Origin of the sequence: Lachnoclostridium sp. An196 (assembly GCF_002160135.1) — a bacterium.
GTDB classification, from domain to species: domain Bacteria; phylum Bacillota; class Clostridia; order Lachnospirales; family Lachnospiraceae; genus Hominiventricola; species Hominiventricola avistercoris.
Genome location: NZ_NFJZ01000017.1, coordinates 23,016 through 47,763, shown reverse-complemented (window position 1 = coordinate 47,763; position 24,748 = coordinate 23,016). Strand labels below are relative to the sequence as shown.

The following is a 24,748-nucleotide window of genomic DNA, read 5'->3' as shown; positions in this document are numbered from 1 at the left end:
CGAAGTTTGATACGGGCCTGGAACTGTCCCTTCTTCAGGAATATTGCCTGGTATGCCTTGACGTGTTCCGGGAATTCCCTTATGCTAAAGATAAGAACGAACAGACGGCGTGGCTGAGTTTCCTGCTGACAGAGACGGTGGAAGAGGCGGAGAAGCTGGTAAGCGAATATCCGTGGCTGGAGGAGATCTACCGGGAACTGGCCATGCTGCGTCGGAAGCCAGAGGAGGTATTGGGGATGTTTTCAGACGCGTTGAAGATCATGGATCAGAATACAGTGAAATATATGATTGACGAACAGAAGCAGGTTATGAACGAGCAGCAGAAAAAAATTAACGAACAAAAAGAAGAATTAATAGAAAAAGACAGGAAATATGAAGCCCTAAAAACGGAAAGCGACCGAAAAATAAAGGAGCAGGCGGATCGCATACGTGAACTGGAAGCGCTAGTTGCGCAGAAATAGAACAGGGAGGGAGCAGTTGCTCCCTCCGATTGTACAAAAGGCGATTATAGGGAGAGGACAGGGAAAGCGTGAAAACATTAAAACAGTTCAAAAACAAGCAAATGACTGATCATGACTTTGCTGAGGAATATCAAGCTCTCCAGCCGGAACTTGATGTAATAAAAGCTATTATTGAGGCTAGAACTTCCCAAAATTTAACACAAAAGCAGCTGGCCGAACGTACTGGGATTAATCAGGCGGATATCAGTAAACTTGAATAAAAGTATGCCTGAAATGTTTCGGTGATCTGAATGTCTTTAAACAGTTCTTTCTCCGCATGCCCTTCGAACCATTTGTCTGCTTTCAGTTCTTTTAATTTATGAAAGACATATTCCCCGATTTTTTGCCGATAGCGGAAACTTCCAGAGAATGGGTCAAATGCTCATAATGCTTATACAGGATGCCGAAGCGGTAGGGATATCCCGGTTTCCAGGGCTTTGCCCGGCCGCAGAAATGGAGGATAGCCGTATGAGATATTACCCAGTCAAGATCTGCTTTTCCGGAACTGCGCAGCAGATAGCTGTTGTAGTTGCGGGCGTCATAATTCCAGACGGCATCGTCCACTTCCCAAATCTGATTTCCATACATGGCGTTGAGAATGTCCTGATCCGGCAGGAGCAGGCTTGCGCTGTGTTCGGAAAAGTAAGAAAACACATCTTCCGGCAGGATCTTCTCTCTGCCCAGTTTTAAATCCATCAGGAGTACGCCGGAATTGAAATAATCACTGTCGGTCCCCAGACGCAGCCGGTTGACGTTGTTGGCGATCTCCGTTATCCCGGTATGGGATGCCGCGGCGAAAAGATTTCCGTTTAAGTTTGTTTCCCACAAAGGACGCAGCGCGTTGATCACCAGTGTGTCGGGATCCAGATACAGGATCCGGTCCAGATCTCCCGGCAGCAGATGCGGGGCCAGCAGCCGGTAATACATCTCCTGAGGATACCGCCTGGATACCGGCGCGTTCTGAAAAAAGGACGCGTCCACCTGGATAAGGTGCAGGGAGTAATGGAAAGAACGACATTGCATACGCAGTTTTTCCAGAGATTTCTCCGGTATGTTCCTGTGTATCAGGTACAGTTCCATCTTTTCTTCAGGATTGTTGATAAAAACAGATGTCAGAAGCACCTGGAGCCGGGGAAGATAATTTTCGTCCAGGGTAGCCAGCAGCCGAATGGGCGATTGATTTAACATTGTTCACACCTCTGAAATTTTTCTGCCTACAGAATAACAGACAAGCTGCCGGCAGGGTAGTCACACTTTTTCATATTTGTCCTTACAGAATCCGCAAAGTGTCAAAAAGACTTACATTTTGCGGATTTTGTCCATACAGATCAAAAAAACTGCAAGTGGCGGGGTAAGGGAAGCTCTGTTATAAAAGAAGACAGGACATAGGATATTTGCGAAAGGAGTCTTGTCAGTGAAACTGAACGAAGGGCTGTTTGCGATAAAACTGTATGAACTGGAACAGCAGTACGGACGGATGCAGACCCGCCTGCGGATCTGCCAGCAGGAAGACCATTCCAGAATCCGGCAGGAACTGCAGAGGGCGGAGGACGATTACAGAGAGAACGAGCTTCTTCTTCAGAAGAATGTGGAGAGCAGCCGTTCTCCGGCGGTGGCGGCGCTGTCTGACGCGCAGCTTTCCTATTTTCAGAAAGCCAAGGAACTGCTGGAAACCGAGCTGCCGGAATACCTGAGCAGCGAAGCCGGCACTCCTGCAGAGAGCCGTATGGAAGCCGCCGCGCTCTATACAGAATATGCCATCGACTTTGCCGTCCAGTCCATGCGCTATGCTCTGGTCGCCGCACTGAAAGCGATCGACCTGCAGATGAGCGCGGAGGAAAATAATGAACAAAAGGAGGAATTCAATCATGAATGAAGTGAAACAGCCGAAAAAACCGTTGATCTATTATTATGTTATCGTGCTTCTGGTTCTGATGCTTTTTAACTTCCTGGCTATGCCCTGGATACTGCAGCGGCAGGTGCGGGAGGTGGATTACGGTACTTTTATTTCCATGACGGAAGAAAAGCAGGTCGGCCAGGTAGAGATTCAGGCAGAGAGCAACCAGATCATTTTTACAGATAAAGACAACACTGCCGTATACAAAACTGGTATGGTGGATGATCCGGATCTGACAGCCCGGCTGTATAATTCTGGAGCGAAATTTTCCGGTCAAATTATTGAACAGATGTCTCCGATCCTGAGTTTCCTTCTGACATGGGTGCTGCCGATCGTCATTTTTATCGGAATCGGACAGTGGATGTCGAAAAAAATGATGGACCGGGCAGGAGGACCCAACTCCATGGCGTTCGGAATGGGAAAAAGCAACGCCAAGATCTATGTAAAATCCTCTGAAGGCATCCGCTTTTCCGATGTGGCAGGCGAGGATGAGGCGAAAGAGAATCTGAAAGAAATCGTGGATTATCTGCACAATCCGAATATATATAAGGAAGTGGGAGCCGCCATGCCCAAGGGCATCCTGCTGGTAGGGCCTCCCGGTACCGGTAAAACCATGCTGGCAAAGGCAGTGGCGGGCGAAGCGAATGTTCCGTTCTTTTCCATGTCCGGCTCCGAATTTGTAGAGATGTTTGTCGGCATGGGAGCCGCGAAAGTCCGCGACCTGTTCCGGCAGGCAAAGGAAAAAGCGCCCTGCATCGTATTCATCGATGAGATCGACGCGATCGGAAAGAAGAGAGACGGCCAGATCGGAGGAAACGACGAGCGGGAACAGACGCTGAACCAGCTTCTGACAGAGATGGACGGTTTTGAGGAAAACAGCGGCGTCATCCTTCTGGCTGCTACGAACCGTCCGGAGTCTCTGGACCCGGCGCTGACGAGGCCGGGACGTTTTGACCGGAGAGTTCCTGTAGAACTGCCGGATATGAAGGGACGGGAAGAGATCCTGAAAGTACATGCCCGGAAAATAAAAGTATCCGATGACGCGGACTTTGGAAAAGTTGCAAGGATGGCGTCGGGCGCGTCCGGAGCAGAACTGGCCAATATAGTCAATGAAGCCGCCCTGCGCGCCGTGCGCAGCGGAAGAAAGGTCGTCACGCAGGCAGATCTGGAAGAGAGTATCGAAGTTGTCATTGCCGGATACCAGAAAAAGAACGCGATCCTGACGGACAAAGAGAAGAAGATTGTTGCCTGCCATGAGATCGGGCATGCCCTGGTGGCGGCCATGCAGAGCCATTCGGCGCCCGTACAGAAGATTACGATCGTACCGCGTACTTCGGGCGCTCTGGGATATACCATGCAGGTGGAAGAAGGAGAACATTACCTGATGAGCAAAGAAGAGATCGAGAATAAGATCGCCACGCTGACAGGAGGCCGTGCGGCGGAAGAGCTTGTCTTCGGCTCGATCACCACCGGCGCGTCCAACGATATCGAGCAGGCGACAAAACTTTCCAGGGCCATGATCACACGCTACGGCATGAGCGAAGAATTCGACATGGTGGCCATGGAGACAGTCACCAACCAGTATCTGGGAGGAGACACTTCTCTTGCCTGCTCTGCGGAGACACAGACACAGATCGATCAGCAGGTAGTAGAGACAGTGAAGAAACAGCACGAGAAAGCCCGCCGGATTCTGAGCGAGAACCGGCAGAAACTGGACGAGCTGGCAGACTATCTGTATGAGAAAGAAACAATTACCGGGGATGAGTTCATGGCTATCCTGAATGCGTAAACCGGCTTTTTAACCCTGGCGGACCAGTACTCCGCTTCCGTGGAGATCCGCCAGAGGAAGCACGGTCAGATTCTGCTCCCGGCAGAACCGGCGGACGGCTTTGCCCACACCTTCAAACTGCGCGCTGAAGCAGTCGTGGATCAGGATGACGCCTCCGGGGACCAGACGCGGCCAGAAAGCATTCAACCCATGCCAGACCGGTTCATACAGATCCGGATCCAGGCTGACGAAAGCAAGGGGAGGAAGATCCTGCGGCAATGTGTCCGGGAAATGTCCTTTACATATGATCGCCTGCTCCGGATACGGCAGCTTGGCAAGCACCTCTTCCACACCGGTGTCCTGAAAATCTTCGGCGGACACGCGGGTGGAAGGGGTTATTTTTTTCTCTTTTTCGATGTCTTCCTGCGAAAATCCCTCAAAGGTATCGAACAGGTACAGCGGACGGTCCGGAAAAAGGCGGTTGATCTCCGCGGCGAACACGCCCTGGTAGACTCCCAGCTCGGCCGCGGCGCCGGGCAGGCCTCTGTCCCGGATCTGCTCTGCAAGAAGGCGAAGACAGGCAAGGCGCAGATCCAGACGCTCCCGCAGCGGCGTCAGGCTTTGGATGAGGCCATGGTAGCCAAGACCGCGGAGCTGCCGCTCGATGGACAGAGAAGCCTCCCGGTTGACGACCGCGATCCACACCAGATCCGGCTGAAAAGACAGAAGATCTGAGGGAGGAATAACCGGAACCTGGCATATATAAGTTCCCCATTTCCGGGGATCATTGTCGGCGTATGCGACGGGATTATTCCCGGCCGGAAGCCAGTTTAGTACCATGCGGCCGGCCTGTCCGCAGCCAAAGATGACGATGTTCATAAGCACTCCTCTCCCTTTTTCCATACGTTTTTATTATCCTCAAAATAGAATAATAGACGAAGGAAAATTGCGTTGACCCTTATTATACAATAAACTATAATCGAAGTATAAAGACAGAAAATATTGTGCAAAACAGACAAATTTTGCGCATTTTATACCGTATGTGAACCGCAGGGATCCTGATCGGGTCCGTGTCCCGTCAGATCGTTCAGACGGCGCATCCCTGTATGGGTAATGAAAACCAGTTCACTGGGACTCCCGTCCATATTTTCTCCGCGTAAACGGAGAAAATTGGCATTTTCATAATAATCGATGGGAAGTTCCCGGCGGAAGACCTGGCCGGTGACCTCGTCGGTGACTTCCACTGTGACCAGATGAGCGCGTATTTCGTTCAGTTCCATGTACAGCCTCCAATAAGTTCTGATAAAGCCATTTTATCAGAGAAAGAGGCGTTTGAACAGATATAACGAACACAAAAGGACAGGAATATAGAGACTGCTTCAGAAGAATGTGAGAGGAGGTTATAGCATGATCAAAAAAGTCCTGATTATCAACGGAGTGGAACGCACTCTGGTGCTGGAGGGCACAGAAACCCTGGCGCAGGTGCTCAGGGACCGCCTTCTGCTGACCGGCTGTAAGATCGGCTGCGGGGAAGGCCACTGCGGAGCCTGCAACGTTATCATGGACGGGAAAGTGACCCGCTCCTGCATCACCAGGATGTCCCGCGTTCCCGACTACGCAAAGATCGAGACCATCGAGGGGATCGGCACTCTGGATAACCTGCATCCGCTGCAGGCGGCATGGGTGGCGCATGGATGCGCCCAGTGCGGATTCTGTTCGCCGGGCTTCATCATGAGCGCAAAGGTGCTGCTGGAAAACAATCCGTCTCCCACCAGGGAGGAAGTCCGCGACTGGTTCAACAAGAACCGCAATCTCTGCCGGTGTACCGGCTACAAGCCGCTGATTGACGCGGTGATGGATGCGGCGAAGGTACTGCGCGGGGAAATGTCCAAAGAAGACCTGATGTTCAAACCTACTGAAAACCGGATCCTGGGCACGACCTACGCGCGTCCGTCGGCGGTGGCAAAGGTGACGGGAAGCTGGAATTTCGGAGCGGATGAGATTAAAAACCTTCCGGAAGATACTTTGCAGATAGCCCTGGTGCAGGCAGAGGTGTCCCACGCTCTGATTAAAGGCATCGATACTTCCGAGGCGGAAAAGATGCCGGGTGTTTACAAGGTCATCACGTACAAGGATGTGCCGGGCAAGAACCGGATCACCGGCCTGATCACATTCCCGACCAATAAAGGCGACGGATGGGACCGCCCGATTCTGTGCGATGAAAAGGTATTCCAGTACGGCGACGCTATCGCTATGGTCTGCGCGGATACAGAAACGCATGCGAAGGAAGCCGCGAAGGCGGTAAAGGTCGACCTGGAGATCCTTCCCGCATATATGTCCGCGCCGGAAGCCATGGCTCCTGACGCCATCGAGATCCATCCGGGTACGCCGAATGTCTATTATGAGACGAACTGCATCAAGGGAGAAGACACGGCTCCGATCATGGAGAGCGCTCCCAATGTAGTGGAAGTAGACGCTTACTGTTCCCGTCAGCCGCATATGCCGATTGAACCGGATGTGGCGTATGCGTACATAGACGAAGAGGGACGCGTGACGATTCATTCCAAATCCATCGGTATCCATCTGCACCATGCCATGATCTGCGCCGGCATCGGCGTGGAGCCGGAGAAGCTGAGACTGGTCCAACTGCATGCGGGAGGAACCTTCGGCTATAAATTTTCCCCGACCATCGAGGCCCTGGTAGGAGTGGCCGCTCTGGTGACGGGACGTCCGGTGGCGCTGAACTTTAATATGTATCAGATGATCACTTATACCGGAAAGAGAAGCCCGGGCTTTATGCATATCAAGCTGGCGGCGGATGAAAAGGGAAAGATTCTGGCTCTGGAAGGAGACAATTATATCGACCATGGTCCTTATTCCGAGTTCGGAGACCTGCTTACCATGCGCCTGAGTCAGTTCGTAGGAGCAGGTGTGGATATTCCGAATATCCGCAACAAATCTCAGACAGTCTGTACCAACCATGCGTACGGCGCCGCGTTCCGGGGATACGGAGCGCCGCAGTCCTTCATGGGCGGGGACATTGCCATGGATATCATGGCCGAGAAGATGGGCATCGATCCTTTCGAGTTCCGCGCTATGAACTGCTACAAAGAGTCCGCAGGCTCCACTACGCCGAACGGATGCAAGCCGGATGTGTACTGTCTGGAAGATCTTTACGATCTGGCGCGCCCGAAGTGGCAGGCGAACAAGGCCTACGCAGAGAAACTGAACGCGGAGCAGAGCGAAGGCGGCAAATATAAATACGGCGCCGGCGTCTCCCTTGGCGTATACGGCTGCGGCCTGGACGGCGTGGACTCTTCCGAGGCCTGGGCGGAGCTGAATGAGGACAATACTGTGACGGTCTATGATTCCTGGGAAGACCACGGACAGGGCGCGGACATCGGAACCCTGACCCATGCCCATGAGACGCTTCGTCAGGCGGGATTCACTCCGGATCAGATACGCCTGGTCATGAACGACACTGGCCTGACTCCCAATTCCGGGCCCGCAGGCGGTTCCCGTTCCAACGTCATGACCGGAAACGCGGTGCGCGTGGCCTGCGAGATGCTGGTGAACGCCATGAAGAAACCGGACGGCACTTACCGCACCTATGAAGAGATGAAAGCGGAGAATCTGCCGCTGAAATACGAGGGCAAATGGGTGGCTACCGCATGTTCCGACTGCGATCAGGAAACAGCACAGGGCAATCCGTTCTCCGTTTATATGTACTGCATCAATCTTCCGGTTGTCCGCGTGGAGATGGCTACCGGAAAGGTGAAGGTGATCCGTTTCACCATGGTTTCCGATTTCGGAACCATCATCAACAAATCCGTGGTGGACGGCCAGGTCATGGGCGCCATTGCCCAGGGTATCGGCCTTGCGCTGTCGGAGGATTTTGAAGACCTGAAGAAACACACGTCGCTATTGAAATGCGGCATTCCGTACCCCAACGATATTCCGGACGATATCGAACTGATCTATCAAGAGAACCATCCGCGTCCGCTTGGACCGTACGGCGCTGCAGGCTGCGGCGAGGGCCCGCTGGCGGCTCCGCATCCGGCTATCCTGAATGCGATCTTCCAGGCGACCGGCGCGCGTATTACCAGAGTGCCGGCAAGGCCGGAGGTTGTGAAAGCGGCCATCGACGCTTTATAATGTATGGGACGAATCCTGCGCCGCGGCGCGGGAGCAACATGGCAGGGCTGCTTGGCGGCAGCCCTGTTTTATAAAAACACTTATCTATTTTAAGGATAATTGGAGGGAAGCGGTACATGGAGAAAAAAGAGTCTGCCCTGGTGGGAAAACATTATCTGATGAAGCAGGCTTTCGGGCAGGATGAGCTTCATGAGCGGGAAGCGGTGTGCACCCGGACAGATCCGCCTCCCTGCATGGCAGCCTGCCCGCTGGGCATCGACATGCGGAGTGTGTGCGATCATGCGGCGAAAGGCGATTTTTCCAAGGCTGCGGGGATTATCCGGATGTCTACGCCTTTTTTGTATACGCTGTCCGGGAACTGCAGCGGTGAATGCGAGAACAGATGTACGCTCTCCCGTCTGGGAGACGGTGTCCGTCTGCGGGCGCTGGAGAGAGCATGCGCCATGTACGGGGGAAGCGGCGCGGTCAGCCGGTTTATGCTTCCGAAAAAACAGAAGAAGACGGCGGTGATCGGGGACGATCTTTTTGCGTTGGCATGCTGTTGGGAGCTGGGAAAGAAGGGGTATGAGGTTTCCTGGCATACTTCCTGCGGATCACTGGTGGAACCATTGCTGCGGCTGGGGCTTCCGGAAGCGGAAGCAAAAGCGGATCTGACAGCGCTTCAGAATCTGCGGATCTTACGAAAAGAAGAGAAGGCCCTGTCGATAGAATTAATTGAGAAGGTATCAGAGGAAGCGGATGCCGTATGTATTTCGCCGGATCCGGGATTGGCCTGTCAGAAGGAGAACTGCTTCGCCGGACAGAAAGAAGAAAGCGTCGCGGGGCTTCTGGCTTCCGCAAAGAGGACGGCGCTTCTTGCCGACTGCTTTCTGCAGGGCGCGGGGACACCCCCGGAAGAAGAAAACAGAGAGAGCCGGCTCTTTGTAACCATGGATGGGGTGGAAGGATCGGAGAGTCTTCTGGATCCGGAGCATGTGACAAAGGAGAAGGCCGCGGCGGAAGCCGCCAGATGCATCCAGTGCCAGTGTACGGAGTGCATCAAAGGATGCGTCTACTTGCAGCATTATAAAAGAAATCCCAGAGCGGCGATCCGGGAGATCTATAACAATCTCTCCATCGTCATGGGCAACCACATGGCCAACGGCCTGATCAATGCCTGTGATGAATGCGGGCAGTGCAGGGCGGCCTGTCCCAATGGATTTGATTATCCGGATGTATGCCGGATCGCGCGGCATACCATGGTGGAGACGAAGAAGATGCCTCCGTCGGCTCATGAATTTGCCCTTCTGGATCAGCAGTTTTCCAACGGGGAAGCTTTCCTGGCAAGGAAACAGCCGGGGTTTGAGAAATGCCGTTATGTGTTCTTCCCGGGCTGTCAGGCATCCGCGGTATCGCCGGATACGGTGGAGGCTGCTTACCGGGATCTGAGCACAAGGCTGGAGGGCGGCGTAGGATTGATCCTGGGCTGCTGCGGGGCTGTCTCCGAGTGGGCGGCCAGAGAGGATCTGCTTGCGGAAGCGGAAGAAAGATTCCGGTCTGCCTGGGAAGAGATGGGAAGGCCGACAGTGATCTGTGCCTGCCCTACCTGCCGGAAGATTTTTGACCGTTACTTTGAGGCAGAGACGGTGGGGATCTGGGAAATTCTGCTGAAACTGGGCGTGGAGCCTCTGGAGAGCCGTCCGGCTGCGGTTCACGACGCCTGCGGGGCCAGAGGCGACAAGAAGACGCAGGAGGTGGTGCGCGCTCTGGCGCGTGCCCTGGGATGCCGAGTGACGGAAGCGCCGTTTTCCGGAGATCTGTCCCCATGCTGCGGTTTTGGCGGCCTGGTAAAATACGCCAATCCTCAGATGGCGCGGGAGAAAGCAGATTTTGCGGCCGGACGCGCGGACGGAATGATCGTGACCTACTGTATGGCCTGCAAAGACCAGTTCGCAAGGACGGGAGCCGGGACGCGGCATATCCTGGAACTGGTCTACGGGACCGGGGATGATACAGTTCCGGATCTGTCCCGCAGAAGAAAGAACCGGCTGAAATTGAAACAGAAACTGCTGCGGGAGATCTGGAAGGAGGATATGTATATGGAAGAAATGCTCCCTGTCCGTTACGCGCAAGGAGCCATGGAAGAGATGGAAGACCGCATGATTCTGAAAAGCGATGTGGATGCGGTGCTCCGGGCGTACGAAGAATCCGGCGCGGCGGTCTTCGATCAGGAGCATGGCTGGCTTGTGACCTGCCGCAGGCTGGGAAATGTAACATTCTGGGTAAAGTTCCGGAAGGAAGAAGACGGATACCTGGTATTCGGCGCTTACAGCCACCGGATGACTGTGGAGTAGGAGGATGCCATGGCGGAAAAAAATTATTACAGCGTAGATCCCATGGGAAAATTGATGTGTGCCCGGTGTAAGAAGGCGATGGTGAAAGGGAAAGCGATGTTCTCTTATATGGGAAACGCGTTCCCTGTGGAGCTTCCGGTCTGTCCGGAATGCGGATTCGTCTATGTGCCGGAGGATCTGGCCATGGGCAAAGTACTGACCGTGGAACGCAGTCTGGAGGATAAATGAACGGAGAAGCGAAGGCGAAAACACAGAAAAAGGAACACAAGACGTGCCTGCCGGGGGGACATCCGGGAGGAATCTCTCTTACAGAGAGACTCCTGAAAATGGGTCAATGCCGGATCCGGGAGCAGGAGACCGGAAACGCCCAGATTTCGGATGCAGGTTCAGAATCGCCGCGGGCGCTGGATCTGGGAGCAGGAGATGGAACCGCGGTACGGTTCCTGAGAGAAAACGGATACGACGCGGAGGGGATCGATCTGTTTCCGGGATCGGAAGAAGTGAGGGAACAGGATATGCGCAGCCTGCGCTGCCGGGATGAATCCTATGATCTCTGTCTGGCAGAATGCAGCTTGTCCTCCTGCGGCGGACGGGCGGAGGCGCTGCGGGAAGCGCACCGGATCCTGAGGCCGGGAGGGAAATTCCTCCTGTCGGATGTGTTTTTTCAGAAACGGACAGACCTGGAACCGCTGCTTGGAGGAGATCTTACCTGGGAAGGCTGGAGAAAGGCATTTGCAGACGCCGGATTCCGGATCTGCTCCATGGAAGACGAAAGCATTCTGTGGAAGGATTTTTTCCTGGAAAGTCTGTGGAAAGGGAATGCGGAAGAAACGCTTCTGGATTTCTTCCGCTCTGCCGGAAAGACCGGCTGCGGATATTTTCTGGCCTGCCTGGAGAAAGGAGAGGGAAATGGAACTGTTTGACCGGATGCTGGAATTATCGGGACAGGGGTTTTACTGCGCTCAGATTCTCCTGATCCTTGCCCTGGAGTCGGAGGGAAAAGAGGATCCGGACCTGATCCGTGCCATGAGCGGGCTGAACGGAGGGTTGGGGTTCTCCGGCAGGACGTGCGGCGCGCTGACGGGAGGATGCTGCCTGCTGGGATATTTCTGCGGGAAAGGAGAGGCCGGGGAACTGGAAGACCCCAATGCGTCTGCCATGATCTGTGAACTGGTGGAATGGTTCGAGGAATCTATGGGGGAGGCGTACGGCGGGTGTTCCTGCGGGCAGATACTGGATGGAGATCCGGGAAATAAGATGCGCCGGTGCCCGGGGATCGTGGAAGGAGTGTTTGAAAAATGCCTGGAGATTCTGCAGAAAAACGGGACCATATGAGAGACTGGCGGGGACTGATCGTGGCGGCGGGGCAGTCCAGGCGCATGGGCGCGTTCAAACCGCTGCTTACGCTGAACGGATTTCCCATGATCCAGATGACGGTTCAGAGCCTAAAAAACGGAGGTATCCAAGATATCACGGTAGTGATCGGCAGGGAGGCGGACCGGATGCGGGAGATCCTGGCCCCTATGGGAGTGCGGCTGACAGAGAACAGGGACTTTGCCTCTACGGATATGCTGGCGTCCGTGAAGAAAGGGCTGTCAGGCATGAGAGACGCGGAGGGCGTTTTCTTCCTGCCGGGAGATCTGCCTCTGGTATCTCCGAAGACGATGGCTTATCTGAAGAAGGAGGCAGAGGGGCTGGAGAAGGGGATGCAGGGGATGATCCCGCTTCTGAACGGCAAGCATGCTCACCCGCTGTTTTTAAGCCCGGAAGGATATGACGAGGTGCTTTCCTATGGAGGAGAGGGAGGACTGGGCGCCGTTTCCAGTAAGATGCGGATGAAAAAAGCAGAGAGCAGGGATCCGGGAACCTTAAAGGACGCGGATTATCCTTCGGATCTGGAGGAGATGAGGGTGTATGCCCGGAGGTTCCGGGGGATCTCGGCAGACTGCTGCGTACAGTTGTATGAAGAGGTGCGGCTGCCCGCGCATATCCGGGCACATTGCCGGGCAGTGGGAGATCTGGCCGCCCGGATGGCGGAATCTCTGATCAGCCGCGGGGCCTGCCTGGATGTGGAACTGTGCCGCAGCGGAGGTTATCTGCATGATCTTTGCCGCCTGCAGCCGCATCATGAACAGGCCGCGGCATTATTCCTGGAAGAAAAGGGGTATGCGGCTCTGGCGGAGATAGTCGGCGCGCACGGCGGATTTGAAGAAGAACCGGAGAGTATCTGCCGGGAATCCGCGATCGTCTTTCTGGCGGACAAACTGGTACAGGAAGACCGGAGAGTGACGGTAGCGGAGCGTTATCAGAAAGCGCTCGGGAAAGATCCGGTAAAAGAGCGGGTGAGGAAAAATATCGCCCTTTGCCGGCGCCTGATCGCGGAATTTGAAGAAAGGACAGGTGAAAGGCTTGAGGAGACATGTGTACATGAATAATGCCGCCACGTCCTGGCCAAAGCCGGAGGAGGTGGGGGAAGCCATGGCGAAAGCCGTGCGCAGGCTTCCCGGAGCCGCCAACCGGGGAGGAATCGAGGATGTGAACGTGTTTGATGAAGCGCGCAGAGAACTGGCATCTCTGATGGGCGTTTCCTGTCCGGAGCGGATCGCGCTGGGATGCAATTCTACCTGGGGACTGAACGAAGCTCTTTTCGGCTGGCCTCTGCAGGAGGGGGATACGGTGCTTGCCACGAATGCCGAGCACAATTCGGTGCTCCGGCCGCTGTACCGGCTGGAACAGAGCGGCGTCAGGGTGGTATATGTACCGGCGGATGAGACCGGGCGGATCCGGCCGGAGAGATGGAAGGAGACGGTACAGAAATACCGTCCGAGGCTGTGTGTACTGAATCACGCGTCCAATGTGACGGGGGCGGTAAATGACGCGGAAGCCATGTGCGCGTCGGCGCATGCGTATGGGGCGGCCTTCCTGCTGGATATGTCCCAGACGCTGGGATGTGTCCCGGTCAGACTGGAGAAATGGGGAGTGGATATGGCGGCCTTCACCGGCCATAAATATCTGCTGGGACCTCAGGGCACCGGTGGTCTCTATGTACGGCAGGGGATTTCCCTGCGTCCGTATATGGTGGGCGGCACGGGCATCAAAAGCGATCTGAAGGAGATGCCGGATGAGATGCCGGTTCATCTGGAAGCCGGAACCGGAAACGAGCCGTCTTATCACGGCCTTCTGGCAGCCCTCAGGTGGAGCAGGGAGCACCCGGCGGATAGGGATATCATAAGCGCCCGGATGCGTCAGCTGGCGGACGGCCTGGCCGGCATAGGCTGTCAGGTGATCCGCCCGGAAGAACCGTGTATGCCGGTGCTGTCTTTTGTGATACCGGGATATACGCCGGAAGAGGCGGGAGATATCCTGACCGACAGTTATGACATCATCTGCCGGACCGGACTGCACTGCGCGCCCGGCCTGATGAAAGACATCGGGATGCCGCAGGGGACCATCCGGCTCAGTCTGTCCAGATTCACATCAGAGAAAGAGATAGAGACCGTATTGTCGGCAGTGCGGGATCTGGCGGAGAGTGTGTAAAAGATGGAATTTCGATGTAAGAAAACGGAAAATTGTTTTGCCGGGGCGCGCACATATGAATATGAACTTCCTGTCACCGGAAAGGAGCTGACCAGGCTGCTGGCCGACTGGGATATCCGGGAGAACCACCGGTTCCGCCGGCCGGTGTTTTCCGCGCGGAGAGAAGGGATGGAGATCAAAGGCATCCTGGCGGCGCGGGTGGTGAAAGTCAATTTTACGGAGGAAAACTGGGAAGAAGAGAAGAAAGGGCTGGAGCGATGGCTGGAAGAGACAGAAGCGTAAAAGCGATCGGAGAGACGCAGAGCGTCTGCCCGGAATGCCTGCGGGTGATCCCGGCTGTGAAGACGGAAGAAGAGGATGGCATCTATCTGGAGAAGACATGTCCGGAGCATGGGGATTTCCGCGCTCTGATCTGGGAAGGGAGCAGGGAGAGCTATGAGGCCTGGGGCGCCGGAGCGCGTCCGGCGGACCGGATCCTGAAAGCCGGACCTTCTGAAAAGGGCTGTCCGCTGGACTGCGGTCTCTGTGAGGCTCATGAGCGCCGGGGCTGCTGCGTTTTGCTGGAAGTGACGAAAAGATGTAATCTAAGGTGTCCGGTATGTTTTGCGGACGCGGGAGAAGGAGAAGATATTTCTCTGGAAGAACTGGGCAGACAGATGGACTTTCTGATGGAACACGGGGGTCCCTTCAATCTGCAGCTTTCCGGAGGAGAGCCTTCCATGCGCGACGATCTGCCGGAGCTGATCCGGATGGGGAAAGAGAAAGGATTTACTTTTTTCCAGCTGAATACCAACGGAATCCGTCTGGCGGAAGAAGAGGGATACGCGAAAGCTCTGAAAGAGGCAGGACTCTCCTGCGTATATTTACAGTTTGACGGGATCGGGGATGAAGTCTGTCAGGTGTTCAGGGGGAAGGCTTTGTGGGAGCAGAAAAAGGCTGCCGTCGATGCCTGCGAAGAAGCCGGGCTGGGGATCGTGCTGGTTCCGGTGATTGCCCGTGGGATCAATGAAGACCAGGTGGGCACGATTCTTAAATACGCCGTGGACCGGATGCCGGCCGTGCGGGGAGTGCATTTTCAGCCCATGAGTTATTTCGGCAGATATCCGGAAGATCCGGGAAGCTATCGCGTGACGATTCCGAAGCTCCTGGCCCTGATCGAAGAGCAGACGGGCGGCATGATGAAAGCAGAGCATTTCACCGGGGGAAACGCGACGAATCCTTACTGTACGTTCCAGGCAAATTATCTGCGCCGGGAGGATGGAAGCCTGAGTCCTCTGGCGCATGGCGAGTCGCGCAGAGGAGGAGCTTCGGAACAGGCGAGAAAATACGTGGAACAGCAGTGGAGCGGCGCGAAAACAGGAAGCTGCTGCTGCGGAGAAAACGAACCGGAAACACAGAACTGCTGCTGCGGGGAGAGTACAGAACAGATGCGGCTGGACACTTCTTCGCTGGACGAATTCCTGATGAAGCGGCACAACAACACGTTTGCCGTTTCGTGCATGCTGTTTCAGGATGCTTATAATCTGGATCTCGCCCGTCTTCGCCGCTGTTACATCCTGGAGACAGACAGCCGCTACGGGATGGTGCCCTTCTGCGCCTATAATCTGACAGACCGGAGGGGGAGATTTCTGTACCGATGAAAAGAACGAATCTGGACGGCTGGATCCGGAGACAGGAAGGTGTACAGGATCTGGAAAGGAAACAGATCGAAGAGATCCAGCTTCGAAAGTTAAATATTCTGCTGAAAAGGGAGAAGGAGCGGGGCGGTTTTTACCGTTCTCTGCCGGACCGGCTGGATACGCTGGAGGATCTGCGCAGACTGCCGTTCACCACGGAAAAAGACCTGATCCGGGAAGGCCACCGCATGGTATTGACGAGCCAGAGCGGGATCGAGCGTGTACGTTCCCAGGAGACTTCGGGAACTGCCGGAAAGGCGAAGCGCGTCTATTATTCGGCAAAGGACAATGAGAGAACGGTTTCATTTTTCGCGGCAGGCCTTTCGGAACTGGTCTTCCCGGGAGAGAAGGTTATGGTTTGTATGCCTTTTTCCGGGAACCGGGGGCTGGGAGAACTGATCGCGGAGGCGGTCGGACGGCTGAAAGGGATTCCTCTGGCGGCAGGAACCGGGCGCAGCTATGGGGAACTGCTGGATATTTTGGATGTTGAAAGACCTCAGGTGTTTGTGGGCATGCCTGTCCCGCTGCTGTCCCTTTTGCGGCTCCGGCCTGAGAACAGCCTTGTAAGGGCGCTGGTGAGCGCGGACGCCTGCCCCGATACGGTCAGAAAAGAGATCGAAGCCCGCCTTGGAACCAGACTGTATCCGCATTATGGCTCCAGGGAGATCGGACTGGGCGGAGCGGTGACCTGTCCGGCGTTTGAGGGGATGCATCTGCGGGAAAATGACCTGATCGCGGAGATCGTGGATGAAGAGGGAAGGGTTCTGCCGCGGGGAGAATGGGGAGAACTGGTTCTGACTTCCATTGAAGCGGATGCCATGCCGCTGATCCGGTACCGGACCGGAGACATCACCAGGATCCTGCCGGAACCTTGCCCCTGCGGCAGCGCTGTTATAAGGTTGGACCGGGTACGCCGCAGGAGCAGATGTACGGCGATGGAAAAACTGGACGACCGGATGTTTCAGTATGAGGAAGTGGTGGATTACCGGATGCGGATGGAGGGAGATACGCTATATGCGGAAGGCTATCTCCGGAAGGACAGGGCGGATTTTCCGGAAGAACTGGAAGGATATCCGATACGGTACCGGTGGAAAACCGTTGCTATGGAAGACATGCCGTGCTATGCTGGAAAAAGAAAAATAACGGGGATGGAGAAGCGATGAATGGTCTGTACTATAATGTGCGCGTGCGTGTAAAAGGAAAAAATGTGGATGGCAGGGATTATTTCGGCAGAGGCGTAGCGGATCTGCTGCACGGGGTAAAAGAGTATCATTCTCTGAACCAGGCGACCAAAGAGATGGGTATGGCTTACAGCAAAGCCTGGAGGATCGTCCGCCAGGCGGAAAAGACGCTGGGCATGCCGCTTCTGGTAAGAATGGGAAAAAATGGGTCCGTGCTGACTCCGGAAGGGGAAAAACTTCTGGAAGTATATGAAGAGGCGGAGAAAAAGGCTGCCGGAGTGGTCAGAGATGTATTTGAAAAGTATTATGGAGAAAATGTGAAATTGGTAGAAAATAACGAAAAACACTGATGAAATTAAAAATATATAATTAAATATTGACAAATTAAATATGTAAATAACTTGAAAAGGATGCTGCGGTTTGTTATATTATCTTTTGCGAGAACAAAACGTGTAAATCCGCGTTTTGAATATTTTTTTCTGAAAAAGAAAGGAAGGAGAAAAAGATGCAGAAAAAACTTTTGGCATCGCTGCTCGCATGTGCGTTGGGTATCAGCCTGGCAGCCTGTGGGTCATCAAGCACTTCCTCCAGTACGGAGGACACAGAGGTGGCCGCTGCCGCAGATGAAACCGAAGCTGCAGATACAGCTTCAGAGGAGGAGACAACGGAGGCGGAGGAGCCTGCGGAAGAGACCGCAGACACTGCAGAAAATGTGGAAGTGGTCGTATTCGCGGCCGCGTCCATGACGGAAACCCTGACCGAGATCAGTGAAATGTACAAGGAAGTTGCTCCCAACGTGACGCTGACTTTCAACTTTGATTCTTCGGGAACACTGAAGACACAGATCCAGGAGGGCGCAGCGTGCGACTTGTTCATTTCCGCAGGACAGACCCAGATGAATCAGCTGGACATCAACGCGGATCCGGAAGTCAACACGGAAGGACTGGACTTTGTGGATGAAGATTCCAGAGTCGATATTCTGGAAAACAGAGTGACGCTGTGCGTGACGCCGGACAATGAGGCGGGCCTTGAGTCGTTCGACGATATGGCGGCGGCTCTTCAGGACGGAAGTATTTTAATGGCTATGGGCAACAGCGATGTGCCGGTAGGTCAGTATACACAGAGAATCCTGGAGTATTACGGTCTCAATGAGGAAGAACTGGCAGCGTCCGGTGTGATTTCCTATGGCAGCAATGTAAAGGAAGTGGCGACTCAGATCGCGGAGGGCAGCGTGGACTGCGGCGTGATCTACTGTACGGACGCGTACTCTGAGGGATTGAATATCGTGGACTACGCGACGGCAGATATGTGCGGACAGGTTATCTATCCGGCGGCAGTGCTGAAGACTGCGGCTCATCCGGAAGAGGCTCAGGCATTTCTGGATTATCTGCAGACAGATGAATGCATGGCTGTATTTGAAGAAGTCGGATTTTCAGGGGTAGAATAAAGATAACAGTTCAGGCAGGGTGAGAAGATATGCCGTCCTGAACAGTTGATAAAGGAAAATACGCGGGGCTGCTGCAGGACAGGCAGCCCCCGGCTGTAGAGAACGGAGGTGCGGAGTTTGGACTGGTATCCGCTTATCAACTCTCTGAGAATTGCGGCGATAAGCTGTGTGATGGTATTTTTTGCCGGTATATTCGCGGCGTATTATGTGGCGCGGCTGCCCCGTGCCATAAAAGGAATTCTGGATGTATTCCTGACGCTGCCCATGGTTCTTCCGCCTACTGTATGCGGATATTTCCTTCTGTTGATCTTTGGATTGAAAAGGCCTTTGGGGATGCTGCTGTCGCAGTGGGGGATTCAGTTCGCCATGACCTGGTATGGAGGAATCCTGACATCTGCGGTGGTGGCGTTTCCTTTGATGTATCGGACAGCCAGAGGCGCATTTGAAAGTTTCGACGTAACGCTGGCTTATGCAGGACAGACTTTGGGTCTGTCCAATACTTATATTTTCTGGAATATCCGGATGCCTGCCTGCAGACAGGGAATCCTGGCAGGGACGGTGCTGGCGTTTGCCCGCGCATTGGGCGAATACGGAGCGACCAGCATGCTGATCGGATATATTCCGGGCAAGACGGCGACGATTTCCACGACGGTATATCAGCTGTGGAGAACGAATGACGAAGCGGGCGCGCTCTTCTGGGTACTGGTCAATATGGCGATATCCACGGTGGTGCTGCTGATTGTGAATATGCTGGAATGCAGAAACGGAAAGGCAGGTGCGTCATGAGTCTTTCGGTTCACATTAAAAAGGATTTTGGAGGGTTTCTGCTTTCTGTTGATCTGGAACATGAGAGCGGGATCATGGGGCTTCTGGGAGCATCCGGATGCGGCAAAAGCCTGACGCTGAAAAGTATCGCCGGGATCGTCACGCCGGACGAGGGACGTATTGTTCTGAACGGCAGAGTTCTTTTTGACAGCGAACAGCATATGAATCTGAGTCCGCAGGTAAGGAACGTAGGTTATCTTTTTCAGAATTATGCGCTGTTTCCCAATATGACGGTGGAAAAGAACATACTCTGCGGGCTGAACCGGGAAAAAGACAGAAATATCCGCAGGGAAAAGCTGGAAAATGTGCTGGAGATGATGGAACTGACAAGTCTCCGCAGATCCCTTCCGCATCAGCTTTCCGGAGGACAGCAGCAGAGAGCGGCGCTGGCGCGTATTCTGGTCAGCGGACCGGAACTGCTTCTTCTGGATGAGCCGTTCAGCGCGCTGGACTCCTATCTGAGGGATTCTTTGCAGATTCAGGTAAAGGAACTGCTGGAAAATTACGGGAAAGATGTACTGTTGGTCAGCCACAGCAGAGACGAAATATATCATCTTTGTTCCAGAATGGCGCTGATTGACAGCGGAAAGGTATTTGGGACCGGCGGGACCAAAGAGATCTTTGCTGATCCCGGGACCCGGGCCGGGGCTGTTCTGACCGGCTGCAAGAACATTGTCAGGGCCAGAAAGTCAGGGGAATATGAAGTGGAGGTTCCGGAGTGGGGGATCTGCCTGAAGACAGGAAAACCGGTGGGGGATCATGTCTGCGCCATCGGTATCCGGGCGCATTATTTCAATTCCAGAGCCAGAGAGAATGTATTTCCGGTAGTCTATGCGGACCGCATGGAAGAACCTTTTGAGACTACGATTCTGTTCCGCTATGCAGGGCAGGAAAAGGACAGTACGCCTGTATGGTGGAGGATTCCAAAGGACCGGATGCCGGACAAAATGCCGGAGCAGCTGGGAATCGCGCCGCAGAATGTGCTGCTTTTATATCCGGAGGATAACAGGTAAAAAAGAGACAGGAGGTAATGTGGTATGGGAAAGATCAGAGCAGTCTGTATCAGCAGAGAAAAGGGGACGCCGAAAGAAAATGTGGGTTCCGGAATGCTGGTGGAAGGCTTCGGACTGGAGGGAGACGCGCATGGAGGAAACTGGCACAGACAGGTAAGCCTCCTGTCCGGGGATAAGATCGACGAGTTCCGGAAAAAAATCTGGGTGGAATACGGAGCGTTCGGCGAGAATCTGGTGGTGGACGGCCTGGATTTTCGGAATTTACCGGTGGGCAGCCGGTTCGGCACAGGAGACGCCGTACTGGAAATGACGCAGATCGGAAAAGAATGCCACAGCGACTGTATCATCAGGCAGAAGACCGGAGACTGCATTATGCCCAGAGAAGGAGTCTTCGCCCGGGTATTAAAAGGCGGGAAAGTGTCTGTGGGGGATGAACTGGTACTGCTTCCTCCGGAAGAGAATCCGCCTCTTCGGGCGGCTGTGATCACACTTTCAGACAAGGGGAGCAGAGGAGAGAGAGAGGATCTCTCAGGCCCGCTGATCGTGAAGATGCTTACCGAAGCCGGATACCGGGTGGAAGAAACTCTTTTGCTGCCGGACGGGATCCAGCCGCTGAAAAATCAGCTGATTCGTCTGGCGGATGGGCGTCAGATGGATCTGATCCTGACGACAGGAGGCACCGGATTTGCTCCTACGGACGTGACTCCGGAGGCCACGATGGCGGTGGCGGACCGGAACGCGCCGGGTATCGCGGAGGCTATGCGCGCTTACAGCCTGTCGATTACACCGAGAGCTATGCTGTCCAGGGCAGCCAGTGTGCTGAGAGGCAAGACGCTTATCGTAAACCTGCCTGGTAGCCCTAAAGCAGTGAAAGAACATCTGGAATATATTCTGCCAACATTGGAACACGGAATCCTGCTGGCAGGAGGGCGCGACGGCGAGTGCGCCCGCAAATAGCCGAAATAATAACAGGAGAGTGAAATTATGAAACTGATCAGAACAGAGGATGCGGTCGGACAGGTGCTGTGCCATGATCTGACGCAGATTATCCCCGGGGTGAGTAAAGGTCCCCGGTTCAGAAAAGGCCATATTGTGACAGAGGAAGATATCCCGGTGCTGCTCAGCATGGGAAAAGACCATCTCTACATATGGGAAAAAGATGATACTATGTATCACGAAAATGACGCTGCAGAGATCCTTCGGCAGATCTGCCAGAACGACCATATGAAGGCTTCTGAGGTGAAAGAGGGCAAGATTGAACTGACTGCCGAATGCGAAGGTCTGTTCCAGGTGGATGTAGAGCGTCTGGATGCGGTCAACGACATTGATCAGATCATGATTGCCACAAGACATACGAACAGCCCGGTGAAAAAGGGCGAGAAGCTGGCGGGCACCAGAGTGATCCCGCTGGTGATTAAAAAGGAGAAGATGGAGCTGGCGAAAGAGCGCGCAGGAAGTGAACCGCTCTGCCGTCTGCTTCCCTACCGCCTGAAGACGGCAGGTGTCGTCACCACCGGCAACGAGGTGTTCTATGGACGGATCGAGGACAAGTTCACTCCGGTGGTGGAGAGAAAGCTGCAGGCTTACGGTATCGAGCTGAAAGAACATCGGATCGTGGGCGATGAGAAGGCGGACATCGTGTCGGCGATCCGGGAGATGAAAGATAAAGGACTGGATCTGATCATAGCCACAGGCGGCATGAGCGTGGATCCGGATGACCAGACGCCGGGAGCGATCCGGGAAGCGGGAACAGAGGTTGTCACCTATGGGGCTCCGGTGCTGCCGGGAGCCATGCTGTGTCTGGCATATTTCCCGGACGGGACGCCGGTGATGGGGCTTCCGGGATGCGTCATGTACGCGAAAGCTACGATTTTTGACCTGTTATTGCCGAGAGTGGCGGCGGGGATACCGATCTCGCGCAAGGATATCACCACACTGGGACACGGCGGACTTTGCCTGGGATGTCCGGAGTGCCATTATCCGGACTGTGGTTTCGGAAAAGGATAAAAGATAAAAAGAAGGCGGAAATTCTCCTTTGAAAGAAAAAGGAGTTTCCGTCTTCTTTTTTTATACTTCTTTTGCCGCGGCTCTGCACTGGATCATCTCGGCAGCGATACAGACCGCGATTTCCGCAGGCGTCTCGGCTCCGATATTCAGGCCGATGGGAGAGTGGACCACATCATAGGCGTCGTCCGGAAATCCCAGTTCGGACAGCTTTCTCCGGGTCTCGGCGATTTTCCGGCGGCTGCCGATGCATCCGATATAGGCCATGGGGCGTCTCAGGAGCTGAGCCAGGATCTCGAAATCAGCCTGGTGTCCGCGCGTCATGACCACGGCGGAATCCTTTTCGGTCAATGTAATGGAGGCGGCGAGGTTTTGAAAATCTCCCAGAATCACTTCCTGTACACCGGGGAAAAGCGCCGGATCGGCGAATGCTTCCCGGTCCTCAAATACTGCCACCGTGAATCCCACATGAGCCAGCAGCGGAGCCAGCTCCTGGGAGACGTGCCCGCCGCCGAAGACGTATACCCATCCGGCCTGAACGATGGGCTCCGCATAGTAAGAAGGATCTCCGCTCAGGAAAACAGCCCTGGATTTCAGAAGCCCTGCCGGAAGAGAACCGGACAGATCATCGCCCCAGAAATGTCCGTCTTCGTCACAGGCAGCCATGGCTGTCACCCGGTTCTGCTCCATTCTGCGCACGAGCCAGAAGTTTTTATTCTCGGAGAACGCGTCCAGGAGACGTTCGAACAGGGGGAGGCAGGCATCTCCGTCCAGGTACTGGAAATATACGGTGACGTCTCCTCCGCAGACCATGCCGAGACCGGCCACATCTTCCTTGGACAGGCGGTAGCCTACCGTATCGGAAGTGCGTTCATGCAGAAGCCGGACGGCGTGCTGATGTGCGGCGTGCTCCACTGCGCCGCCTCCGATGGTTCCTTCCGCGTGCCCGTCTTCAAATACCAGCATCAGTGCGCCCGCCCCCCTGGGCGTAGAGCCGGAACTTGCCAGGATACTGACCAGGATCAGGGATTCCCGGCGTTTGAGAGTGCTCAGAATCGCTTTGATTCGTTCTTTCATGATGTACCCCCTGTGTTTTGATAGATGCGCCCGGCTTTCTGCGGCAAGCGCGGAAACCGGTATGCGCGATGGTATCATTCGCATTCTGTGTTCATTATAACATATATCACAGATATATGTTATTCTAGTTTGATAAGTTTTAGAATGAAATTCGACAGGAGATATTAAATCTCAAGCCGAATTTCATTTTTTATATACAGGAAAATGAAAAGCGCGTTTAGAGACTAAAAATCTCTGGACGCGCTTATTTTTTTATCCACGAAAGAGAGGCAGGAAATATGAAGTTAAACAAAGAGAGATTTTTAAAGACAGAATTAGGCGGAGCTTTAAAGGAATGTATAACAAGCTGGGATATATCTTTAGACGCTTGCAGAAAGCATGGGTATTATACGGACGATTATAAAAGGGGAAGAAAAGCGGCGGATTGGTGCCAAGCGCAGTGGGAAGTTTATAAAATGGCGATACGGCAGTTTTACGGCGTAGAGTATTGCTTTACAAGAACAGATACGTATTACGGGTTGGTTACAGAAGATGAAACAGACTGGCTTTTTAGAGTTGAAAGAAAGGGGAGCAGAGACAATGGCGAGAAAATACAAAAGACTGTGCTATAAGGACAGGCAGACCATAGAGAACATGAGCAAGGCGGGCAACAGGGTAGTTGAGATAGCAGCAGCGCTGGGAGTGCATAGAGATACGATTTATAAAGAGCTTACCCGCTGCGGAGCCACGCAGGAGACTTACAGCGCAGACAAGGCACAGAAAACACTTTAACCAAAGAAAAACGAAAGAGAGGTAAACCATGAAAATTGCAAACTATGAAAAAATGAAGTCGGGAGATTTGGTGCAGGTTCCGCGTACACAATTTGCGCCCATGCGTCGGGGTTGGAATGGCTGGCTATTCAGTGAAGCTGTGGTACTTAGAAAAGCAAGAGGCAAAAAGAGCAAGAGGCCAATGGTGATAGTAGAAATGAGAACACCGGGAGGGAGAAACGATTACGGAACGGCAGAAAGGACGTTTTACGCAGATTGCGTTTTTCAAACTAATGCAGCAGAGAGAGCAAAACAACTTATGAACGAGGACGGAGTAACCACAAAAGAAGAATTTTACAGATTCATACAGCGAGAAGATGTTACGGGCTGTGACTGGATAAAGTTTTTGGTTGATAAGGGATTTTTGTTTTAGAAAATATGGGCGGCAGTGGCCGCCAGTAAGCGCCTTTGCCGGGAGAAAACCGTAGTAATTCTAGGTAAAATGCGGCGAGTATTTGGGGCACAGTGCAACTGGACGCAGGGGCTTAAGCTGACTGGTTCGACACCAGTAAGGCGTATTTGTAG

General features: G+C 53.9%; 26 protein-coding genes and 1 pseudogene. 23 read left to right on the top strand and 4 right to left on the bottom strand.

Going from position 1 to position 24,748, the window contains the following annotated elements; all coding sequences use genetic code 11:
• Together B5F29_RS16505 and B5F29_RS15445 are read left to right on the top strand one after the other, a co-directional pair.
• Positions 1-461: pseudogene (locus tag B5F29_RS16505) on the top strand (PD-(D/E)XK nuclease family transposase); the annotation flags it as partial.
• Positions 462-529: 68 nt separating this feature from the next.
• On the top strand, positions 530-721 hold the full coding sequence (locus B5F29_RS15445) for a helix-turn-helix domain-containing protein (protein ID WP_191398082.1): 192 nt from the start codon (positions 530-532) through the stop codon (positions 719-721).
• Positions 722-812: 91 nt separating this feature from the next.
• Here the strand turns inward: B5F29_RS15445 and B5F29_RS15440 are convergent, their stop codons facing one another.
• Positions 813-1,688 (bottom strand): glycosyltransferase family 8 protein, encoded by an 876-nt coding sequence (locus B5F29_RS15440; RefSeq protein WP_206414225.1) that lies wholly within the window; start codon positions 1,686-1,688, stop codon positions 813-815.
• Positions 1,689-1,914: 226 nt separating this feature from the next.
• Here B5F29_RS15440 and B5F29_RS15435 point away from each other — a divergent pair, with 226 nt between their 5' ends.
• Positions 1,915-2,376, top strand: a complete 462-nt coding sequence (locus B5F29_RS15435; RefSeq protein WP_087155493.1) for a hypothetical protein — start codon at positions 1,915-1,917, stop codon at positions 2,374-2,376.
• Complete coding sequence (ftsH, locus tag B5F29_RS15430) at positions 2,369-4,186, top strand: ATP-dependent zinc metalloprotease FtsH (RefSeq protein ID WP_087155492.1); 1,818 nt, start codon at positions 2,369-2,371, stop codon at positions 4,184-4,186. The genes B5F29_RS15435 and ftsH overlap by 8 nt, the downstream gene beginning before the upstream one ends.
• 9 nt (positions 4,187-4,195) lie before the next feature.
• Here ftsH and B5F29_RS15425 read toward each other — a convergent pair whose 3' ends face one another.
• Complete coding sequence (locus B5F29_RS15425; protein ID WP_162608456.1) at positions 4,196-5,044, bottom strand: TylF/MycF/NovP-related O-methyltransferase; 849 nt, start codon at positions 5,042-5,044, stop codon at positions 4,196-4,198.
• Positions 5,045-5,196: 152 nt separating this feature from the next.
• The gene (locus tag B5F29_RS15420; RefSeq protein ID WP_087155490.1) at positions 5,197-5,445 is read right to left on the bottom strand and encodes a hypothetical protein; all 249 of its coding nucleotides are present in this window, start codon (positions 5,443-5,445) and stop codon (positions 5,197-5,199) included.
• Between the two features lie 127 nt (positions 5,446-5,572).
• Between B5F29_RS15420 and B5F29_RS15415 the strand changes: the two genes are divergently transcribed.
• From B5F29_RS15415 to B5F29_RS15340, 16 genes are all read left to right on the top strand, one after another.
• Complete coding sequence (locus B5F29_RS15415) at positions 5,573-8,320, top strand: molybdopterin-dependent aldehyde oxidoreductase (protein ID WP_087155489.1); 2,748 nt, start codon at positions 5,573-5,575, stop codon at positions 8,318-8,320.
• Positions 8,321-8,436: 116 nt separating this feature from the next.
• Entirely contained in the window at positions 8,437-10,653 is a 2,217-nt protein-coding gene (locus B5F29_RS15410; protein ID WP_087155488.1) for a pyridine nucleotide-disulfide oxidoreductase/dicluster-binding protein, read from the top strand.
• A 9-nt stretch (positions 10,654-10,662) separates the two neighbouring features.
• Positions 10,663-10,881, top strand: a complete 219-nt coding sequence (locus tag B5F29_RS15405) for a DVU_1557 family redox protein (RefSeq protein WP_087155487.1) — start codon at positions 10,663-10,665, stop codon at positions 10,879-10,881.
• The gene (locus tag B5F29_RS15400; RefSeq protein WP_087155486.1) at positions 10,878-11,576 is read left to right on the top strand and encodes a class I SAM-dependent methyltransferase; all 699 of its coding nucleotides are present in this window, start codon (positions 10,878-10,880) and stop codon (positions 11,574-11,576) included. Before B5F29_RS15405 ends, B5F29_RS15400 begins: the two co-directional genes overlap by 4 nt.
• A complete protein-coding gene (locus B5F29_RS15395; protein ID WP_087155485.1) occupies positions 11,563-11,988 on the top strand; it encodes a DVU_1555 family C-GCAxxG-C-C protein in 426 nt (141 codons plus the stop codon). The genes B5F29_RS15400 and B5F29_RS15395 overlap by 14 nt, the downstream gene beginning before the upstream one ends.
• A complete protein-coding gene (locus B5F29_RS15390; RefSeq protein WP_087155484.1) occupies positions 11,952-13,088 on the top strand; it encodes an NTP transferase domain-containing protein in 1,137 nt (378 codons plus the stop codon). Before B5F29_RS15395 ends, B5F29_RS15390 begins: the two co-directional genes overlap by 37 nt.
• Positions 13,081-14,190 carry an aminotransferase class V-fold PLP-dependent enzyme gene (locus B5F29_RS15385; RefSeq protein WP_087155483.1) on the top strand — a complete coding sequence of 370 codons (1,110 nt, stop codon included), beginning with the start codon at positions 13,081-13,083 and terminating at the stop codon, positions 14,188-14,190. Before B5F29_RS15390 ends, B5F29_RS15385 begins: the two co-directional genes overlap by 8 nt.
• A 3-nt stretch (positions 14,191-14,193) precedes the next feature.
• A complete protein-coding gene (locus tag B5F29_RS15380) occupies positions 14,194-14,472 on the top strand; it encodes a hypothetical protein (RefSeq protein WP_087155482.1) in 279 nt (92 codons plus the stop codon).
• Positions 14,448-15,830 (top strand): radical SAM (seleno)protein TrsS, encoded by a 1,383-nt coding sequence (gene trsS, locus B5F29_RS15375; protein ID WP_087155481.1) that lies wholly within the window; start codon positions 14,448-14,450, stop codon positions 15,828-15,830. The genes B5F29_RS15380 and trsS overlap by 25 nt, the downstream gene beginning before the upstream one ends.
• Positions 15,827-17,029, top strand: a complete 1,203-nt coding sequence (locus tag B5F29_RS15370) for a DVU_1553 family AMP-dependent CoA ligase (protein ID WP_087155480.1) — start codon at positions 15,827-15,829, stop codon at positions 17,027-17,029. Before trsS ends, B5F29_RS15370 begins: the two co-directional genes overlap by 4 nt.
• The gene (locus B5F29_RS15365; RefSeq protein WP_087155479.1) at positions 17,026-17,397 is read left to right on the top strand and encodes a winged helix-turn-helix domain-containing protein; all 372 of its coding nucleotides are present in this window, start codon (positions 17,026-17,028) and stop codon (positions 17,395-17,397) included. The genes B5F29_RS15370 and B5F29_RS15365 overlap by 4 nt, the downstream gene beginning before the upstream one ends.
• Before the next feature lie 155 nt (positions 17,398-17,552).
• On the top strand, positions 17,553-18,494 hold the full coding sequence (gene modA / locus B5F29_RS15360; RefSeq protein ID WP_087155478.1) for a molybdate ABC transporter substrate-binding protein: 942 nt from the start codon (positions 17,553-17,555) through the stop codon (positions 18,492-18,494).
• Positions 18,495-18,611: 117 nt separating this feature from the next.
• Complete coding sequence (gene modB / locus B5F29_RS15355) at positions 18,612-19,280, top strand: molybdate ABC transporter permease subunit (protein WP_087155477.1); 669 nt, start codon at positions 18,612-18,614, stop codon at positions 19,278-19,280.
• A complete protein-coding gene (locus B5F29_RS15350) occupies positions 19,277-20,332 on the top strand; it encodes a sulfate/molybdate ABC transporter ATP-binding protein (protein WP_087155476.1) in 1,056 nt (351 codons plus the stop codon). Before modB ends, B5F29_RS15350 begins: the two co-directional genes overlap by 4 nt.
• Before the next feature lie 24 nt (positions 20,333-20,356).
• Positions 20,357-21,289, top strand: coding sequence for an MOSC domain-containing protein (locus tag B5F29_RS15345; RefSeq protein ID WP_087155475.1), 933 nt, complete (start codon positions 20,357-20,359; stop codon positions 21,287-21,289).
• A 27-nt stretch (positions 21,290-21,316) separates the two neighbouring features.
• Entirely contained in the window at positions 21,317-22,339 is a 1,023-nt protein-coding gene (locus B5F29_RS15340; protein ID WP_087155474.1) for a molybdopterin-binding protein, read from the top strand.
• Positions 22,340-22,399: 60 nt separating this feature from the next.
• Here B5F29_RS15340 and B5F29_RS15335 read toward each other — a convergent pair whose 3' ends face one another.
• On the bottom strand, positions 22,400-23,413 hold the full coding sequence (locus B5F29_RS15335; RefSeq protein ID WP_162608455.1) for an XdhC family protein: 1,014 nt from the start codon (positions 23,411-23,413) through the stop codon (positions 22,400-22,402).
• A gap of 278 nt (positions 23,414-23,691) precedes the next feature.
• On the opposite strand from B5F29_RS15335, the gene B5F29_RS15330 reads away from it, so the two are divergent.
• Genes B5F29_RS15330 through B5F29_RS15320 form a run of 3 tightly spaced genes read left to right on the top strand, consistent with a single transcriptional unit; the run spans position 23,692 to position 24,596 of the window.
• Entirely contained in the window at positions 23,692-24,024 is a 333-nt protein-coding gene (locus tag B5F29_RS15330; protein ID WP_087155472.1) for a hypothetical protein, read from the top strand.
• Positions 23,993-24,184 (top strand): helix-turn-helix domain-containing protein, encoded by a 192-nt coding sequence (locus B5F29_RS15325; protein ID WP_087155471.1) that lies wholly within the window; start codon positions 23,993-23,995, stop codon positions 24,182-24,184. The genes B5F29_RS15330 and B5F29_RS15325 overlap by 32 nt, the downstream gene beginning before the upstream one ends.
• A gap of 28 nt (positions 24,185-24,212) precedes the next feature.
• Positions 24,213-24,596 (top strand): hypothetical protein, encoded by a 384-nt coding sequence (locus B5F29_RS15320; RefSeq protein ID WP_087155470.1) that lies wholly within the window; start codon positions 24,213-24,215, stop codon positions 24,594-24,596.
• The last annotated feature ends 152 nt before the right edge of the window (positions 24,597-24,748 follow it).

Excerpts from the sequence above, each read along its gene's own strand:
- B5F29_RS15440 (WP_206414225.1), bottom strand. The coding sequence starts at position 1,688 with ATGTTAAATCAATCGCCCATTCGGCTGCTGGCTACCCTGGACGAAAAT.
- ftsH (WP_087155492.1), top strand. The coding sequence starts at position 2,369 with ATGAATGAAGTGAAACAGCCGAAAAAACCGTTGATCTATTATTATGTT.
- B5F29_RS15425 (WP_162608456.1), bottom strand. The coding sequence starts at position 5,044 with ATGAACATCGTCATCTTTGGCTGCGGACAGGCCGGCCGCATGGTACTA.
- B5F29_RS15420 (WP_087155490.1), bottom strand. The coding sequence starts at position 5,445 with ATGGAACTGAACGAAATACGCGCTCATCTGGTCACAGTGGAAGTCACC.
- B5F29_RS15415 (WP_087155489.1), top strand. The coding sequence starts at position 5,573 with ATGATCAAAAAAGTCCTGATTATCAACGGAGTGGAACGCACTCTGGTG.
- B5F29_RS15410 (WP_087155488.1), top strand. The coding sequence starts at position 8,437 with ATGGAGAAAAAAGAGTCTGCCCTGGTGGGAAAACATTATCTGATGAAG.
- B5F29_RS15405 (WP_087155487.1), top strand. The coding sequence starts at position 10,663 with ATGGCGGAAAAAAATTATTACAGCGTAGATCCCATGGGAAAATTGATG.
- B5F29_RS15400 (WP_087155486.1), top strand. The coding sequence starts at position 10,878 with ATGAACGGAGAAGCGAAGGCGAAAACACAGAAAAAGGAACACAAGACG.
- B5F29_RS15395 (WP_087155485.1), top strand. The coding sequence starts at position 11,563 with ATGGAACTGTTTGACCGGATGCTGGAATTATCGGGACAGGGGTTTTAC.
- B5F29_RS15390 (WP_087155484.1), top strand. The coding sequence starts at position 11,952 with ATGCCTGGAGATTCTGCAGAAAAACGGGACCATATGAGAGACTGGCGG.
- B5F29_RS15385 (WP_087155483.1), top strand. The coding sequence starts at position 13,081 with ATGAATAATGCCGCCACGTCCTGGCCAAAGCCGGAGGAGGTGGGGGAA.
- B5F29_RS15380 (WP_087155482.1), top strand. The coding sequence starts at position 14,194 with ATGGAATTTCGATGTAAGAAAACGGAAAATTGTTTTGCCGGGGCGCGC.
- trsS (WP_087155481.1), top strand. The coding sequence starts at position 14,448 with ATGGCTGGAAGAGACAGAAGCGTAAAAGCGATCGGAGAGACGCAGAGC.
- B5F29_RS15370 (WP_087155480.1), top strand. The coding sequence starts at position 15,827 with ATGAAAAGAACGAATCTGGACGGCTGGATCCGGAGACAGGAAGGTGTA.
- B5F29_RS15365 (WP_087155479.1), top strand. The coding sequence starts at position 17,026 with ATGAATGGTCTGTACTATAATGTGCGCGTGCGTGTAAAAGGAAAAAAT.
- modA (WP_087155478.1), top strand. The coding sequence starts at position 17,553 with ATGCAGAAAAAACTTTTGGCATCGCTGCTCGCATGTGCGTTGGGTATC.
- B5F29_RS15350 (WP_087155476.1), top strand. The coding sequence starts at position 19,277 with ATGAGTCTTTCGGTTCACATTAAAAAGGATTTTGGAGGGTTTCTGCTT.
- B5F29_RS15345 (WP_087155475.1), top strand. The coding sequence starts at position 20,357 with ATGGGAAAGATCAGAGCAGTCTGTATCAGCAGAGAAAAGGGGACGCCG.
- B5F29_RS15340 (WP_087155474.1), top strand. The coding sequence starts at position 21,317 with ATGAAACTGATCAGAACAGAGGATGCGGTCGGACAGGTGCTGTGCCAT.
- B5F29_RS15335 (WP_162608455.1), bottom strand. The coding sequence starts at position 23,413 with ATGAAAGAACGAATCAAAGCGATTCTGAGCACTCTCAAACGCCGGGAA.
- B5F29_RS15330 (WP_087155472.1), top strand. The coding sequence starts at position 23,692 with ATGAAGTTAAACAAAGAGAGATTTTTAAAGACAGAATTAGGCGGAGCT.
- B5F29_RS15325 (WP_087155471.1), top strand. The coding sequence starts at position 23,993 with ATGGCGAGAAAATACAAAAGACTGTGCTATAAGGACAGGCAGACCATA.
- B5F29_RS15320 (WP_087155470.1), top strand. The coding sequence starts at position 24,213 with ATGAAAATTGCAAACTATGAAAAAATGAAGTCGGGAGATTTGGTGCAG.